Source organism: Kosmotoga olearia TBF 19.5.1 (genome assembly GCF_000023325.1).
GTDB classification, from domain to species: Bacteria; Thermotogota; Thermotogae; order Petrotogales; family Kosmotogaceae; genus Kosmotoga; species Kosmotoga olearia.
In genome coordinates this window covers 2,140,258-2,156,594 of record NC_012785.1, presented here as the reverse complement: position 1 = coordinate 2,156,594, position 16,337 = coordinate 2,140,258, and the positions used below count along the sequence as shown (strand labels likewise).

The window sequence follows — 16,337 nt, the reverse complement described above, 5'->3', positions numbered from 1 at the left end:
CCTGTGGTTAAGTTTCAATTTTAGTTTTTTATCTTCTTAGGGTGTCACGAAAAAAAGCGGGCCTCCCAAGTTCCAATGGTGGTACCATTGAAATAGCCCAAAACAAGAAAGGAGGCCCAAATAAATGGTACCACAAGAACTCACAAAAAGCGATATTGTAAAGATTATTGAGCAGTTAGACAAGCTTTTGCCTTCTAACTTCGTTAACAAACAAGGCAGAGGTAGAAGAAAGGCTTATTCTGACAAGAGCATCTTGAAACTTTCCATTTTATTGAAGCTATGCGATGTCTCATATCGTGGGGCAAAGAACTTTTTAGAAAAGAATCCCAAATACATGGAACTCTTGGACTTGAAAAACATACCACCATTCCAGACTATATCCAGGAGAGTAAGAGAATTGCCTCTTCACAGGATAAACAAAGATGTTGTAAACCTCTTTTTGGATATAGAAGGACTTGAAAGGATTGAGTTGGTGGTGGATTCCTTTCGTGACCAAGACTTGTAAAACCCATACAGCACAAAGACGAAGAAGGACAGGGAAATACAAAGACCCCCAATCCAGTTGGACAAAGACGACAAAAGGCTGGGAATACGGAAGAAAGGTACATATGAGTTTGGATGCACAGAACCTATTGATTCAAGATTGGATGACAACGCCAGCAGCTGTACACGATTCGACGGTGGCAAAGGCACAAATAGATTCTGGCCAGGGATATAAGTATTTCCTCGCAGACAGCGCATATGATTCGCAACAGATATACCGTTATATATTCGATTGTAGTAGCATGATACCAGTAATAGACACAAACAAAAGGAAAGGTGTATCACTGGAAAAACAGTGTCAGGCTCGTTGGCTGGGCATTCAATTGAGGCAAATATATGCGGAGAAGTATAAAAACCGTTGGGAGATAGAGAGAACGATTAACATTCTACAAGAATATTTCAATCTGGAATACATTTGGTATGTGAGAAACAGGAATTATGATGCGGTATTGGGTTTGGCCATATTGGCATACAATCTTTGTGTTATGTTCAATATCTTGAACAGCCGTCCTCACAGAAAGGTGGCTGATATTATTGGCTGTTACTGATTTTTGAGACACCCTATTTTATCTTCTTTCAAAGCCTGATAGAGTTTCTGCGCGACATATACAGATCTATGCCTTCCACCAGTACAGCCTACGGCTATCTTCAACTGATTACGACCGGTTCTCAGAAATTGTTCTATGGTAATTTTACAAACGCCAAGCAAATTCTCGAAGTACTTTGAAAAACTTTCGAAAGACTCGATAAACTCCTCTATTTCTTTATCCAACCCTGTTAATCCTGATAGCTCTTTAATATAATACGGGTTGGGTAGAAATCTCACGTCAAAAACAAGATTCGCATCAAGTGGAATACCTGCACCAAAGCTGAAACTTTCAACAATCACCCGTATCGGAGGAAGTTCACTGTTAATTTTCTCCAATACCTGGAGGATACGGTTCCTCATCTCCTGTATTTCCATGTTGGAGGTATTTATCACAACATCAGACAATTTCATTAATTCCGAAAGCATTCCCCTTTCTACTTTTATCGCCTCTTCAAGGGGATATTGTTTTTGAAGAGGGTGTGCACGCCTGGTCTTGCGATACCTATAGACCAGAACATCGTCATCAGCATCAAGAAATATGAGTTTTGTGTTTATATCCTTCATGTTTCGCAATTTATCTATCAATTTTCCGATCTGACCAAACTTTGAAATGGAACGGACATCCATCACAATAGCAAGGCTATCTATCTTAGAATCTCTGAGCATCTCTACAAGTTCCATAAATACCGTTTGTGGAACGTTGTCAACGCAAAACAAGCCAAGATCTTCGAGAAAACTAAGCGCAGAAGACTTTCCGGCTCCGGACATACCGGTGATGATTATCAGATTTCTTGTTATCATTAAATTCACCTCGTCTGCCACAGAGCTTCTTCAAGCGAGGAAATATCTACATGTTTCACGCTGTCTATCTTTGCGTTATCAAATCCCATCATTTTCAAAGATTCAGTGAAAGACACAACCTCACCTGTAACATAAAACACCACGGTAGAATCAACATCGTTTTGCTGATTTTCAATCCATGCTTTAAACTCTCTGGCAACGTATTCAGCTGGATCAACAACCTTAACATCCTCTCCCAGATAGGTTTTTATGGGCTTCAAAAGGAAGGGATAGTGGGTGCAACCGAGTATCAGGTAATCCGGTGCGAACCTCTTGATTCCTCTCAGATAATACCTGACGATTGTCTCTGCAAGCGTTCCTTCCCATACCCCTTCCTCTACAAGTGGAACAAAGAGGGGACACGCCTTCTGGGATATTCGACATATGTTATCGCTTCCTATTAATTTCTTCAGGTAAAGGGAACGTTTGATTGTATTTCGCGTACCGATAATTGCCACCGAAGAATTGATAGGAAGATCATTCTTCAATGCTTCAGTCACAGGATCTATGATACTAAAAAAAGGTACCTCGAGACTCTTTTTCTCCTCTTTTGAGAGAATAGAGTCAGAGGTATTGCAGGCCGTCACTATTGCCTCAACCGAAAGGCTTCGAAAGAAATCAAAAACCTGGTGCACATACTTTTTTATCTCGGAAGGTGGTTTGGAGCCGTACGGCACTCTCGCAGTATCGCCAAAATAATGAAATCTTACGCCGGTTGGCACGGATTTCATTAATTCTCGCAGAACCGTGATGCCCCCAATACCCGAATCGAAGATTCCAATATCAACCTTTCCTATCAACTCTTCCACGTCCTTTGTAATATTCATCGAGAACGCTATCGTATTTTTCCTTTAGCCTGCGTAATTCATTCTGTGTTTTCACAAGATCGTTGGTGACATTTACCAGAAGCGCCACAAGAATTCTTTCAAAGCCAGCTTTTTCAACTTCTTTTTCCAGCAAAGCATATTCCTGTTGAATTTCTTCAAACACTTTATCAACGATTTCGGGTGGTTCAGTTGTTAAAAACTGAAACTCTTTCTCACCCAGCTTTAAAACAACAGGTCTTTTCATTCAATTTTTTCCTCCTGTTGTGAAAAATTCTGTCCGGAAAGGTTCTTACGAATTCTTTCTACCAGCGAACCGATGACTTCATTATCCGTCCGGATTTTTAGTTCAAGCTCACGAACCTTGCTTTCCAGCTCGTCTTTCTCTTTCTCAAGGGCCTCCAGCTGACTCCAGAGCTGCTCGTTCTCCTTTTTCAGTTTGTTGAATTCCTCAACCATTTTGTCAATTACAAGTTCAAGTTCTTCATGTAAGCTCATACTTTTCACCCCCTGTGAAGAATTATAGCATTTTCATCATCTACAGACAGAAAAGCCGTCCGCTGAGGACGGCTTCAAAAGAAAATCCATTTTTCCTATACGTAACGCTTCGCGATTTCAACTAATTCTATAAAACTTTCTTTGAGACTCGCGCCGCCCACGAGCCCTCCATCCACGTTCTTAAGGCGTATAAGTGCATCAAAATTCTCTGGTTTTATACTACCGCCATAAAGTATTCGTACATTTTCAGCAGTTTCCATACCGTAAAGCTCCCCGAGCAGCGATCTTATGAAAGCCATTGCTTCCTCCGCCTGTTCCGGGGTGGCCACAACACCTGTTCCAATTGCCCATACTGGTTCATATGCTATTACTGTATTAACAACATCCTCTTTCTCTAAACCAAAAAGTCCAAGCCTTATCTGACGTTCAAGTACATTTTTAGTAAGTCCCTTTTCACGTTCTTCCAATGTTTCACCAACACATAAAACAGGCCTCAAACCCGCGGATAATACCGCTTTTACCTTTTCATTGATGAACTCATCACTTTCTCCAAATATATGTCTGCGCTCAGAATGACCAACAAGAACATATTCTACACTGAGATCTTTAACCATCAGCAACGAGGTCTCTCCTGTGAAAGCTCCCTTTTCTTTCGGGTGAACATTCTGAACTCCCACGCCAATATTGGTGTCTTTTAGTACATCAACAACAAAGGGTATATCTATTGCCGGTGGGAAAACGACAATATCCATAACCGTTTCTTTTCCAATCTTTGAAGCTAGCAAACCGGCAAAAAGTTTAGCTTCCGTGGGGGATTTGTTCATCTTCCAGTTACCAGCAACCATCACCCGTCGTTTTTTTTTTCATCAGCGTCTGCAATACTGGCTATGCCAGGAAGTTCCTTACCTTCCAGCATTTCCAGGGAAGCTCCACCACCGGTAGAAACATGGCTGACCTTATCTGCAAGATTGAATTTATTTATCGCAGCCGCGCTATCGCCTCCGCCAACGATGGTTGTTGCGTCTTCCAGTTCTGCGAGAGCTTTTGCGATCTCTTCCGTTCCTTTGGCAAAATCATCAATTTCAAAGACACCCATGGGCCCATTCCACACAACCGTTTTTGCACCTTTGAGTTTACTCTTAAAGAGTTCTATCGTCTCAGGGCCTATGTCCAGGCCTTTCCAACCTTCGGGAATACCATCATCAATTCTCACAACTTTGCTCTCAGCACCGGCTTCGATTTCCTTCGCTATGACAGTATCAATCGGTAAAACAAACTCTACACCCCGTTTGCTAGCTTCTTCCATAATCTCCTTGGCCAGTTCGAGCTTATCTTCCTCAACAAGTGAATCGCCAACCTGTTTTCCAAGTGCCTTCAGGAATGTGAACATCATGGCACCACCGATCAATATTCTGTCAGCCTTCTTCAACAGGTTGGTGATAACACCTATCTTATCTGAAACCTTCGCTCCTCCAAGTATAACCACATAAGGGTGTTCCGGATTGGCAACGGCTTTGCCAAGCATCGCGATTTCCTTTTCCATTAAAAAACCAGCAACACTTGTCAAGTATTGTGCAACACCAACGTTTGAAGCATGCGCCCTATGAGCGGTACCGAAAGCGTCGTTCACATGGATATCGGCAAGAGAAGCCAATTTTTCTGCGAATTCCGGATCATTTTTCTTTTCTTCGGGGTAGAAACGAACATTTTCTAGTAAGACAACTTCCCCTTCTTTCATAGCCTCTATAACCTTCTTTGCACCTTCACCGATGCAGTCATCTACAAAGCTAACGGTTCTTCCAAGGAGTTGTTCCAATCTCTTAGCCACCGGTTTTAAACTATATTTTGGATCCTTCTTGCCTTTTGGGCGTCCAAGGTGAGATACGAGAATGGCTTTTCCACCATTTTCAAGAACATATTTTATTGTTGGCAATGCGGCCTTTATGCGTGTATCATCGGCAACTTCACCGGTTTCTTTATCTATAGGAACATTGAAGTCAACCCGCAACAGTACCTTTTTATCCTTCAGATCCACATCCTTTACTGTAAGTTTCTTCAGCATTTCTATCCCTCCCTTAACGTAAATCTGTCAAAAAGGGCCCCAGCATTCAGGGGCCCCGGTTTATATTTAAGCTCAAAGCATTGCCTCGAGCTTTTCGACCAGATCAACAACTCTGCAGCTGTAACCGTATTCGTTATCGTACCAGGATGCGATTTTTACCAGATTTCCTTTGACCATTGTAAGTGTTGCGTCGAAGATTCCAGAGAATGAAGTTCCAACAATATCACCACTCACAATAGGTTCTTCGTTATATCCAAGGATACCCTTCAGATAGGTTTCACTTGCTTCTTTCATAACGGCGTTAACTTCATCAACAGTTGTTTCTTTCTCAACAACAACCGTAAGGTCAGTTATTGAACCATCAGGAACAGGAACCCTGATAGCCATACCATCGAGTTTCCCCTTGAGTTCGGGAATAACTACTCCAACGGCTTTGGCAGCGCCAGTTGTTGTTGGAATTGTGTTTGCAGCGGCAGCTCTTGCTCTTCTGAGATCCTTATGCGGAAGATCAAGAATTCTCTGATCGTTCGTATATGCATGAACCGTTGTGAGGAATCCACTCAAAACCTTGAATTTTTCATGAAGAACCTTTATAACCGGTGCAATGGAATTCGTTGTACAGGAGGCATTCGAGATCACCTGATGTTCAGGCTTCAGAACTTCGTCGTTGACACCAAGAACCACTGTAGCATCAACTTCGCCCTTAGCGGGAGCTGTTATAATGACTTTTTTGGCACCGGCTTCGATATGTGGCATGGCCTTTTCTTTGTTTCTAAAGACACCCGTTGATTCAATAACAATGTCAACTCCAAGATCCTTCCAGGGAAGATTACCGGGATTCTTTTCAGCAAAGATCTTGATCTCTTTTCCATTGACTACTATCGCTGAATCTTTTGCTTCCACTGTTCCATCAAATTTGCCGTGAACACTATCGTATTTGAGCAGGTGTGCCAGTGTCTTTGCGTCTGTAAGGTCGTTGATTGCTACAACATCAAAGTTTCCGCGCTTTACCATCTCTCTGAACACCAATCTCCCAATTCTTCCAAAACCGTTAATCGCGACTTTCATCTTTAGCACCTCCTAAAATAAGCTTGTTAGAGCATTTTATCCGGTAAATTCAGCATAGAACTTATTTTTCCTGATTCTTCTTCTCTTTTCTTTCCCACTTCTTCAAGAGCTTCGTTAACACCCGCAATGATCAGATCCTGGAGCACCTCAAAATCTTCATCTTTGAGGTCTTCATCGATTTCTATAGATTTTATACGATAATCGCATGTTGCTGTGACAAGAACAGCCCCACCACCGACAGATGCTGTAACCTCCATTGTTTTAAAACTTTCCTCCAGTTTTTGCATCTCTTCCTGAGCTTTTTGAGCTTGCTTTAAGAGTTCAGAGATGTTTCCAGCCTTTTTTGAGGAACCACCAAAATTTCTTCCGCCAAGTCCTCTGAATTTCTTAGCCATTACCCTCCTCCTCTATTTCAATTTTTACATCCTTTGCATCAAGACCCTCAAAGAGTGTCAGAATTCTTTTCACGTACGCCTTTTCATCTGGATTCAGTTTTTTCAATATGTCACTCGATTCTACAATATCATTGTCGTTTATCTTCGCTGGTTTTCCCAGTCGCATCTTCATCAATTCGGAAATCGTTTCAATATGTTCTTTTGCCAGTTCCCGGGCAAAAAGATCGTTGAGAGCAAAAGATAAAGCAAAGACATCATCTTCCTCTTTAATTGTGGCAAGGTTCAAGAGAACCCAGATCAGCACATGTCCTTCTTCATAGATAGTTTCAAAAAATTCTTTGAATTTACTATCGACTTTTTCAGATTTCTTCGAAACATCTATGTCAGTCGTAATGGGCTCCACCTCTTTTTCTTCATTACTTTTCTTAACCTCTTCTTTTACAACCGCATTCACTGCTTTAGCGGGTTCAACAGAAACTGAGGGGACATTCATAGCGGCCAGGGTGGTTAAACTAAGAACCTCAAAAGTGAGTTTTTTGTTTTCTGAATATCTCATTTCTCTATTTACTTCCCATAGCTTTTCTATGAGTTTCACACCGCGTTCAAATTCAAGTTCGCGCCTGCTAATCATATCTTTTGTAAGCTCGATAGATTGCCGAATTACCGAGTCATGAGAATATCCAAGACGCTCAATATTCTCAGACAACGCAATGATTTCATCACTATCTCCATTAAGAATTGCGACAAGATAACTTTTGAGATATTCTTCAGGTAGAATTCCCAGAATGTTTTTAACATTATCTTCTTCTATCTTCTCGCCAAACACAAGAGCACGTTCCAAAAGATTAACAGCGTCTCGCATACCACCTTTTGCCGCTTTCGCGATGATTTTGAGCGCTTCAACAGTATATGTTTTCTTTTCTTCTTTCAGGATCCTCTGAAGATATTCTACTATCTGACCCTCTGAAAGAGGTTTGAAAGTAAACACCTGACACCTTGAAAGAATCGTTTCGGGAACCTTCTCAAGATTTGTCGTAGCCAAGATAAACACAATGTGTTCTGGCGGTTCTTCCAGAGTCTTGAGCAGGGCATTGAAAGCTTCCCTTGTAAGCATGTGAAATTCATCCACGATGTAAACTTTGTAATGTCCCATGGTGGGTCTATAAGACGCTGCGTCCCTGATCTTTCGAATTTCATCGATACCTCTATACGAAGCCGCATCGATCTCGATAACGTCCATGTGGGAATTATTGTCTACAGCAATGCAGGATTCACATTTTCCACAAGGTTTATCGTCATGTGAAAGACAGTTGAGAGCCTTCGCAAGGATTCTCGCAGTGGTTGTTTTCCCTGTACCCCTCGGACCAAAAAAGATATAAGCATGAGCGATACTCTGATTCTCAATCGCTTTTTTTAGTACAATCTTTACTTGATCCTGACCAACTATTTCTTCGAACTTTTTCGGTCTGTATTTTCTATAAAGAACTTCAGCCATAAAAATCACCAACCCTCAAAATTATACCAAATTGCCGCGAAATTGTCCGATATCTTCGTAAAGTTCCCCTTTCCAGTTATTTGTGAAATTATTAACTAACTTCCCCCGCAACTATTAGTCCCGAAATATTGTTAGCAGACCCAAAGTAATATAGGTCACTATAAAAACACAAACTCAGGATCTTATAAAAAATGGTGGGCATTATGCCCACCATTAGGATACTAGATCTTGAAGCTCTTTTAAGAAACGACGGTTGATAAAATCAAATCCTTTCTGCCAGAACGCTGGATCGGAAAGATCAACTCCTACTTTTTCAAGCAACCTCTCGGGTTTATCAGAACCTCCACTGGAAAGAAGTTCTAGATATTTTTTCTTGAAGGGTTCTCCTTCCTCAAGATATTTTTCATAAAGCGCCACGACCATAAGTTGAGCGAAATCATACGCATAACAATAGAACGGAGTGTGGAACATATGTGGAATTCCCGCCCACTCGTAACCGCTGAAATCAAAATAATCGATGGAATCGCCGAACATATTTTTGAGTTCTTCGAAATAAATGCTGGAGAGTTCATCAAATGTTTGGTACTGCTTTTCTATTTTTTCGTGGGCTTTAAGCTCAAATCTGGTGAACATGTTCTGACGATTCATCGTGGCAAACATCCCTTCTAGCTGTGAAGCGATAAAAGCTATTTTCTCATCCTTGTTTGTCATATTATTGAGGATATAGTCAATCATCAACATTTCAGAGAAAACAGATGCTACCTCTGCCATAGTCAACGGTGTATGATAATTGAGAAGATTTTGTGTTTGAGAGAGAACTCCATGCAATCCATGCCCTAACTCGTGGGCAAGAGTCAACACATCGTCTTGTTTTCCTGTAAAATTCACCATCACATACGGATGAACGTTTGGACCTACGTAATAACAAAAGGCACCGGAACGTTTGTTAGGAAGGACAGGAGCGTGTATGTATTCACCTTCGAAGAATTCCCTTATGATCTCCTCGACTTTCGGATCAAATTCTCCCATCACCTTCAAAACTAGATCCTTTGCTTCCTTCCAGGTGTAGTTCTTCTCGGTGGTTTCAAGGGGGGCATAAATATCACTGTGCTTCAGTTTATCCTTCTTCATTATCTTTGCTTTAAGGCGATAATATGCATGTACAAGCTTATTGTTTTCTGTTGTAACCTCAATGAGAGATTTGACTACTTCATCTGAAATTTCATTTCCAACGTTTCGTGGACTTATGGGAGAAGGGTATTTCCTCTTCTTTGATTCCACGACCCAGTCTTTAACTATGGAGTTATATATATTGGTAAGAACTATCTCGTTTTCCTTTAATTTGGTAAGGAGAACCTCGAAGGCTTTCTTTCTTATCTCCGGGTCAGGATGCCTTTTCAAAGTATCCACTTCGCTACGGGTAAAAAGCTTTTTCTCGCCGTCTATTTCTATTTCATATCTAAAGGAACTTGTAAACTCGGTATAGAGCTTCACAAAAGCTTCTCTACCAGTAAGGTTCTTGATGTTTATCAGCTTTTCTTCAGCTTCCGACAGAAAGTACTTTCTTGCTTCACGCTGCTTTTGAACAAAATGGGCATAATCTTTCAATTGAGGCATTTTGAACTGTTTTTCGAAGAGTTCATTTGGCATCCTGGCTAATTCGAGTTTCAGAGAAACAAGGTTGTTCTCAACTTCTGAAGCAACATCCTGAATCTTGGAGAAAAGCTTGTTCGCTTCGGGGTTAGAGGTATCCCCGGAAAGAAAAAGATAAGCGTACATCATCATTTTTCCGGTGATTTCGTAAATTTTCTCAACATCAGTAAAAAGCTCAGCGAATTCTTCGGTTGAAAGTTCATTAATCCTTCCCTCAAATTTTCTGGAAATCCTTTGTGAATGTTTTTTTACATACTCGATATCCTCAGCCAGTTCAGCAGCTTCTGGGCCCTTATAAAGCTTACTGAGATCCCATTTTACATCGTTTACATCCATTGTCATGCGCACCTCCAATTGGGTTTTCTCACAATTCTTTAAAATAAATGTCTGAAATTATGCTATAAAATTCTATCATGAATAAATATTCCTTTTTCTGATGTGTTTGATTAGAAACCACCATCACGACTGCAAAAGAACACAAATAGCGTGAATCATCGATCATGAAAGATTTCTTGAAAAGATAATTTAATGGTAAAATTAATTTATCAAGAACTGGCAGAATCAAATTCGAGTAGATTGTTATGCAACGTAACTAGTAAAGGGGCGTTGCTATGAATGAAGGGATCGTGTTTTCAAAGAAAGTATCTCCACTAGGAAAAAAATTCACAAAAAACGAACTGCTCTCATCTTGCAAGGTCTTGGGCATGAATTCAAATGAAGCCACCAGAGGCCTATCTATTATGTTGCGTGAAGGAATTTTAGAAACCCATGACGGATTGTACTCTTTCAAAGATCGCTCTTTTTGGAAAAAAATCTACAACTCGTTAAACGTAAACCAGGATACGCATTTGCAACTTGCATTATTGCGGGAATTAGAAGAGGGGATTCTCTTCCATTATAAAGAAAGCGGTTTGAGTAGCGATAAATTTATATTCTTTTTGTTGTGGAAATCGAGGGAAGACATACACCGTGGTACAAACTACCAACGTCTTCTGCTAAGAAAAAATATCATAAAAAAGCTTTCAAAAAGAAAGCTATGGGCATTGGACAGTATTGAACTTTATCTACAGGACAGAACTGAAAAACCTTCTCCGTTGAATCAAGAAACGATTCTAAAGTGGATTGATGGAAGTTACCACGTCAACCCATTTGATTTCATAAGGGTGCTTCAAAAAAACTATCCACCTGACAAAATCAAAAACATAATTAAGCAAAAATTGCAAAGCAGCAAACATCTGAGCGATTATGAACGTATGGTTTTGAAGTATTTTATCCTCGAATCCGAATGCGAAATATCATCGGATGAAGAAAATTTGAAAAAACTATCCGACTTTGCTGCTTCTCTTCCTTCCACTACTTATGGAACAGCCAGGTTAAAAGCTTCCGCTTATAATAGAATAGCAACTTATTTCATTTCAAAGCAGAAATTTGAAGGATTCAAAGAATATCTTCATAAAGCCACAAAAATAGCAGAGAAGTTCGAACTGAATTTTATGCTCCCAAGGCTTTACAACAACCTCAGCATTTATTACGATGCCATAGCCCCGAACTTTGCACAGGAGATACAGGAGAAAGCAATGAAACTTGCAAAGAACAACGAAGATCTTTTTACTTCAGCATTCATAGGAATAAATCTGGCACAAAGCTACTTCTTCTATGGAAAACAAAAAGAGTTTCAAGAGATACTTTCCGAACTAACCGAAATTACCAAAAAAATAGAAAATCCGGAAATTCTTGTAAGATATAAACACTTAAAAATGCTTGTAGCTGTTTATAACGATGATTATGATGGCTTCGAAAAGCTGAAAATTGAAGTGTTGGAGGATCTGAAAACCTTTTCCGAACCAATGTATAGCAGCCTGCTAAGTAGGACCATGTTGTTCGAATTTCTCATAAAGGTTATATGGGGAGATTTTCAAAATATAGAAAAAGAAATTGAAAGCCTGAGAAAAATGAAAAAACATTTGAATCACAATGAATTACTTTTTTTGGAGATCACTCAGGCTTTGTTAGAAGACGAAAAACGGGGTTATGATGTTTTCAGAAGCAAAATAAAAGAAATGAAGCTCTACATTGAGGAGACACTTCAAACAACCGCTTTTTTTGTGGACAAAGAGAATTACGAAGATTTTGTCAAAGAATGCAAAGAAAGAATACGAATAGTTTCTAAGCTTGTTTCACATGTATCTTTAGCTCAAATATACTACGCACTAGCTATTGCTTCAAAAAGAATAGGAAAACTTTTCCTCGCTAAGCAGTATTTTAAGAAAGCCTCTATTTATTTCACACTTCAAGGAATAAATACAAAAGCACGGGAAATAAAAAATAAACATCTGCATGAGGACGTCTTTATTGATTCTGTCTTGGTTCTAGAAAAACTATTTTCCGATACCAACAAGAAATCTCAGATACCTATCAATCAAGAAAATTATCACGAGGTTCTCTGGACACTCAACAGCTTTATAAGTTTGATGGCCGCTTTTGGAGAATGTAATAGTCTTGAAGAGATAATGAACGTCTTTTCGGAATTCATACAGAATCACTTTCCGATTACATCCGTCAGAACAAAGTTTGATTGGCTGGAAAACATGACGAAGGAAATTGGAAGTGATAAAATACCACCTATGGAATCGAGATATTCGCAGTATCCATTTTATGTATCGTACGAATTCGATATAGATTTCGAGGCTAATGCCAGGATTGAAATATACAATCCCTACAACAAAGCATCTATGAAAGAGATCGAAAAGTTCAATAGGCTGATGGGATACCTGGAGCCTTTGCTTACACTTGTCTTCCGTAACTATATGAGATATACGATGGCAACGAAAGATGCTCTCACAGGTCTTTACACCAGGTGGTACTTCGAATCACGCCTTGAAGAGGAATTTGCTCGTTCAAAGCGTTTCGGCGAAGAATTCTCAGTCATAATGTGTGACCTGGATAACTTCAAAGTAGTCAACGATTCGCATGGCCACATCGTTGGAGACGAAATTCTGAAGAAAATCGCTAAAATACTTTTAAAAGGCGCAAGAGAGATGGACATAGTGGGTAGATATGGTGGTGAAGAATTTATAATCCTTCTTCCATACGCGAAACACCGGGATGCTGTCAGAGTAGCAGAAAGGCTTAAGGAACTTATTGAGGCAAACAAGGAATCACTGAAAGATGTCACTGCCAGCTTTGGTGTGGCCTCCTACCCGGCGCCACACATTAATAATGCCGCAGATCTTTTATTCTGTGCTGACCAGCGTTGTTATTTAGCCAAAAAACTTGGAAAAAATCGCGTTGTGGGTGGATCAAATGAATGAATCCTGGGAATATTATGATGATGTAGCCAGCAGATATGATTATATGTACGAAGAACCTTACTGGGTCTTATACCACGAAATTGTCAGGAAACTCATTAACGAACATCAAGTAAACGGAAAAATCCTTGACCTCGGCACTGGAACAGGCCGATGGGCGATCGAATTAGCTGATAAAGGAATGGAAATTATAGCCGTGGATCCAGCAGAGAAAATGTTGAAAGTCGCCGAAGAAAAAGCCAAACTTTACGGTGTAAACATAAAATTCACGAAGGCTTCAGGTGAAGCCCTCCCTTTCGAATCCAACACCTTTGATTTCGTTCTTGCCATGGGTGATGTTTTGTCTTATGCTAAATCTCCAGAGAAAGTTCTGGAAGAAATCAAAAGGGTTCTAAAAAATAGAGGCAAACTATTAGCGACTGTTGATAACGCTTATGCCTTTTTACATGATTTTATCTCCCAGGGAGAGACTTACAATGCTCGGCGGTTCATTGAACGAGAACGAAAGGTTCCAATAGGTGATAGCAGCGTAAGTGAAAAGCACTTCTATACTCGTCCATACTTTCCAGAAGATATAGAGAAATTAGTCAAGAATGCTTCAATGCAATTAATTGATATAGCTGCGCTTGTGGTTTTTGCACCTTATTCAGAGGAGAAATTGGCGCGAAATCTTGATAGAATAGTACAATGGGAACTTGAGTTTTGCCGAAGGAAAGAACTTTTTGGTCGTGCTGAACACCTTTTTTTCTGCGCACGAAAGGAGTAAAAGAATGGCAAAAAAGAGCGTTTCACTGGCAACCTTTTTAGGTATGTTTATTATCATGGCTGCAATTGTAGCTTTCATACTTTCGCTGGCCGCTTTAAAAACAGCAGAAGAACTTAGAATAAAAATCGATGAGTTAAATAAGCAACTCAATAGCTCATATTCTGAGTTCACTACACGAGTAGAAAATGAGGTTGATTCCTTAAAATCAATTATTACCGGTGGTGGTTTGGTAGAAAAATTCATTATTGCCAGTGAATTTCTGGAAAGCTTCGAAAATGACCTGGATGCTCTTTTTACCGAACTCCAAAAAACACCGGATAGACCGTACTTTAGAATATTCGTAACCGGGAAAGATGATGTCTGGATTGGTTTCAAAATGAATAAAAATGAAACAAAATACACTTATCAGAAAATCTTCTCTCCAGGTTTATCACAGGAAAAATTTTTCTATTTCAAACCACCGGAACTTGAAACTACATACACCATAACCCTCTCAAAAGATGCATATATAAGAGTCGCTAAACCCGACTCCGTTTATTTGATTTTTTATGGATTTAACAGCGGAAAACTGGTTAAAATGCCTTCTATCGAGGTTACAGATATTTCAGAAGAATTCAATCTTTACATTCCTGGAGAATAATAAGTAAATGAGAGAAAAAAGCTTATTCACTCTAGCAGCTTCTGGTGGATTCTTTTCTTTTGGTTTCACCGCGATAGCCCTTGGTAGCGTTTTACCGGCAATTGAAATCTTTTTTGATATAGATCATCAAATGGCAGGACTTTTACTTTCCCTGCCATCAGTTTTTTTTATAATAGCTGCTATATTGAGTATAAAATTGACTCCAAGATTTGGTCCATTTAAAATGCTCATGATCGCTATTATGACAAACACTATCGGATATCTTCTTACAGGACTTTCACCAACGTTTATCCTGCTCTTAATCGCAAGTTTTATCACTACATTCGGTAACAGTCTCATAGAAGTCAACGCTGGTGTTGGTGTGGCAGCCCTATTTAAAAAACGTACCGGCAGTGTGTTGAACGTGCTCCATTCACTCTTTTCACTTGGTGCGGTTATATCACCATTTGTTGTTGCCCTTACCTTAAAGAATGTGAAAAATTGGAATATCCCATTTTTCATCGGAGCAGCAATAACAGCTTTCACATTGTTCTTATCATTTCCAACAATCAAAATACCGTTTCTCTACTCGGAAAACCGTGAAACAAGAAATCCAAATAGCATTACAGATAAAAAAGAACGGACACTGTACTGGCTCGTCCTATCCGGCGTTTTTCTTTATGTAGGTTATGAAGTTGGTTTTTCTTCATGGGTTGCCGCGTATCTCTTTGATGTCAGAGACGTATCGTTAAGGTTCTCCAGTATTTTTCCTGCCTTACTCTGGATGGGTCTTCTTGCCGGTCGTTTGGTAGCCGGTATCACCGTTGAAAAACTCGGCTACAGTCGTAGCCTTTTATTGCTGTCGTCTTTTTCATGCATTACCTTTGTTGCAATGCTCCTGACAAAAGCTCCGATAATACTCGGTCTTTTCACCTTCCTTATAGGACTTGGATTCTCTGCTATGTTTCCAACACTTCAAGCGATACTAATCTCGCAAAGGCCAGAGAGATCTAGTTTCAATGTGAGCACCTTCAGTATAGCAGCGTCCCTCGGAGCCGCTGCGTCGAGTTATATGGTAGGTTTTGCTGGAAAACATTTTGGATTGGAAAAGGGAATACTAATCGTCCTCATGCTAATAGTTGCGGAGATATTCGTTACCCTGTTAATTCATCTCCGAATTCAAAAAAGCTGAACCTATTCCAGAGCTTTAAATCCTTTACTAGCAACTCTTTTAAGTTCGAGCAAGGGTGCTTTTAAGATAAAAAGCTCTACTGTATTGCACACTATCCCGGAAAACAAATGGCCACCACTGAGAGCTCTTGAAGGTCCCGCATGGGAAACATGCATATGAGGAAAAGGATTACCTTCCAAAAGTGATATATTTCCAGATATGCTTACCAATTCATGAGGTACGGAAATTTGCTCTTTTTCATACACCATCTTTTCAACATTAAACCAACCTATTTCTAAATCTCTGAGCATCCCAACGCCACTGATTATGACGCCAGAAGTCACACCTGCCTCCCGTAGAACTTTTTCCAGATTCTCTACAAAGTTCTCTCCATCATCCATACGGATAAAAAGAATCCTCTCATCTTCCCTATAAATCATTCTCATCCCCCCAGACAATCTGATTGTCATGCTTCAAAAATCTTACCATACCAATTCTCTGGTTAA

General features: G+C 39.9%; 17 protein-coding genes. 6 read left to right on the top strand and 11 right to left on the bottom strand.

All coding sequences use genetic code 11. The features are described 5' to 3' along the window. Positions 1–124: 124 nt before the first annotated feature. Both KOLE_RS10240 and KOLE_RS10235 read left to right on the top strand, forming a co-directional pair. A complete protein-coding gene (locus tag KOLE_RS10240) occupies positions 125–505 on the top strand; it encodes a hypothetical protein (protein ID WP_012744961.1) in 381 nt (126 codons plus the stop codon). Next, a complete protein-coding gene (locus tag KOLE_RS10235; protein WP_012744960.1) occupies positions 489–1,091 on the top strand; it encodes a transposase in 603 nt (200 codons plus the stop codon). The genes KOLE_RS10240 and KOLE_RS10235 overlap by 17 nt, the downstream gene beginning before the upstream one ends. On the opposite strand, the gene rapZ is transcribed toward KOLE_RS10235, so the two are convergent. From rapZ to KOLE_RS10185, 10 genes are all read right to left on the bottom strand, one after another. Then, positions 1,085–1,933, bottom strand: coding sequence for an RNase adapter RapZ (gene rapZ / locus KOLE_RS10230; RefSeq protein WP_015869347.1), 849 nt, complete (start codon positions 1,931–1,933; stop codon positions 1,085–1,087). The genes KOLE_RS10235 and rapZ overlap by 7 nt on opposite strands. Positions 1,934–1,938: 5 nt before the next feature. Continuing rightward, the gene (murI, locus tag KOLE_RS10225) at positions 1,939–2,781 is read right to left on the bottom strand and encodes a glutamate racemase (protein WP_420170101.1); all 843 of its coding nucleotides are present in this window, start codon (positions 2,779–2,781) and stop codon (positions 1,939–1,941) included. Further along, the gene (gene zapA, locus KOLE_RS10220; RefSeq protein WP_015869345.1) at positions 2,756–3,043 is read right to left on the bottom strand and encodes a cell division protein ZapA; all 288 of its coding nucleotides are present in this window, start codon (positions 3,041–3,043) and stop codon (positions 2,756–2,758) included. Before zapA ends, murI begins: the two co-directional genes overlap by 26 nt. After that, the gene (locus tag KOLE_RS10215) at positions 3,040–3,294 is read right to left on the bottom strand and encodes a hypothetical protein (protein WP_015869344.1); all 255 of its coding nucleotides are present in this window, start codon (positions 3,292–3,294) and stop codon (positions 3,040–3,042) included. The genes zapA and KOLE_RS10215 overlap by 4 nt, the downstream gene beginning before the upstream one ends. A gap of 95 nt (positions 3,295–3,389) precedes the next feature. Next, the gene (gene tpiA / locus KOLE_RS10210; protein ID WP_041289042.1) at positions 3,390–4,118 is read right to left on the bottom strand and encodes a triose-phosphate isomerase; all 729 of its coding nucleotides are present in this window, start codon (positions 4,116–4,118) and stop codon (positions 3,390–3,392) included. A gap of 20 nt (positions 4,119–4,138) precedes the next feature. After that, positions 4,139–5,353 carry a phosphoglycerate kinase gene (locus tag KOLE_RS10205; protein ID WP_041289041.1) on the bottom strand — a complete coding sequence of 405 codons (1,215 nt, stop codon included), beginning with the start codon at positions 5,351–5,353 and terminating at the stop codon, positions 4,139–4,141. 75 nt (positions 5,354–5,428) lie between these two features. After that, positions 5,429–6,424: a type I glyceraldehyde-3-phosphate dehydrogenase gene (gap, locus tag KOLE_RS10200; RefSeq protein ID WP_015869341.1), complete on the bottom strand. Its 996-nt coding sequence runs from the start codon at positions 6,422–6,424 to the stop codon at positions 5,429–5,431. A gap of 26 nt (positions 6,425–6,450) precedes the next feature. Beyond that, entirely contained in the window at positions 6,451–6,819 is a 369-nt protein-coding gene (locus tag KOLE_RS10195) for a YbaB/EbfC family nucleoid-associated protein (RefSeq protein ID WP_015869340.1), read from the bottom strand. Continuing rightward, entirely contained in the window at positions 6,812–8,314 is a 1,503-nt protein-coding gene (gene dnaX, locus KOLE_RS10190) for a DNA polymerase III subunit gamma/tau (RefSeq protein WP_041288743.1), read from the bottom strand. The genes KOLE_RS10195 and dnaX overlap by 8 nt, the downstream gene beginning before the upstream one ends. A gap of 213 nt (positions 8,315–8,527) precedes the next feature. Then, complete coding sequence (locus KOLE_RS10185; protein ID WP_015869338.1) at positions 8,528–10,309, bottom strand: M3 family oligoendopeptidase; 1,782 nt, start codon at positions 10,307–10,309, stop codon at positions 8,528–8,530. A gap of 269 nt (positions 10,310–10,578) precedes the next feature. On the opposite strand from KOLE_RS10185, the gene KOLE_RS11265 reads away from it, so the two are divergent. From KOLE_RS11265 to KOLE_RS10165, 4 genes are read left to right on the top strand one after another with little or no spacing between them, the layout of a single operon-like run. Next, positions 10,579–13,278, top strand: coding sequence for a GGDEF domain-containing protein (locus KOLE_RS11265; protein WP_015869337.1), 2,700 nt, complete (start codon positions 10,579–10,581; stop codon positions 13,276–13,278). After that, complete coding sequence (locus KOLE_RS10175; RefSeq protein WP_015869336.1) at positions 13,271–14,041, top strand: class I SAM-dependent methyltransferase; 771 nt, start codon at positions 13,271–13,273, stop codon at positions 14,039–14,041. The genes KOLE_RS11265 and KOLE_RS10175 overlap by 8 nt, the downstream gene beginning before the upstream one ends. A gap of 4 nt (positions 14,042–14,045) precedes the next feature. Next, complete coding sequence (locus tag KOLE_RS10170; RefSeq protein WP_015869335.1) at positions 14,046–14,681, top strand: hypothetical protein; 636 nt, start codon at positions 14,046–14,048, stop codon at positions 14,679–14,681. A gap of 7 nt (positions 14,682–14,688) precedes the next feature. Next, positions 14,689–15,852 (top strand): MFS transporter, encoded by a 1,164-nt coding sequence (locus tag KOLE_RS10165; RefSeq protein ID WP_015869334.1) that lies wholly within the window; start codon positions 14,689–14,691, stop codon positions 15,850–15,852. Between the two features lie 2 nt (positions 15,853–15,854). Here the strand turns inward: KOLE_RS10165 and KOLE_RS10160 are convergent, their stop codons facing one another. Then, entirely contained in the window at positions 15,855–16,271 is a 417-nt protein-coding gene (locus KOLE_RS10160) for a PPC domain-containing DNA-binding protein (protein WP_015869333.1), read from the bottom strand. Between the last annotated feature and the right edge of the window lie 66 nt (positions 16,272–16,337).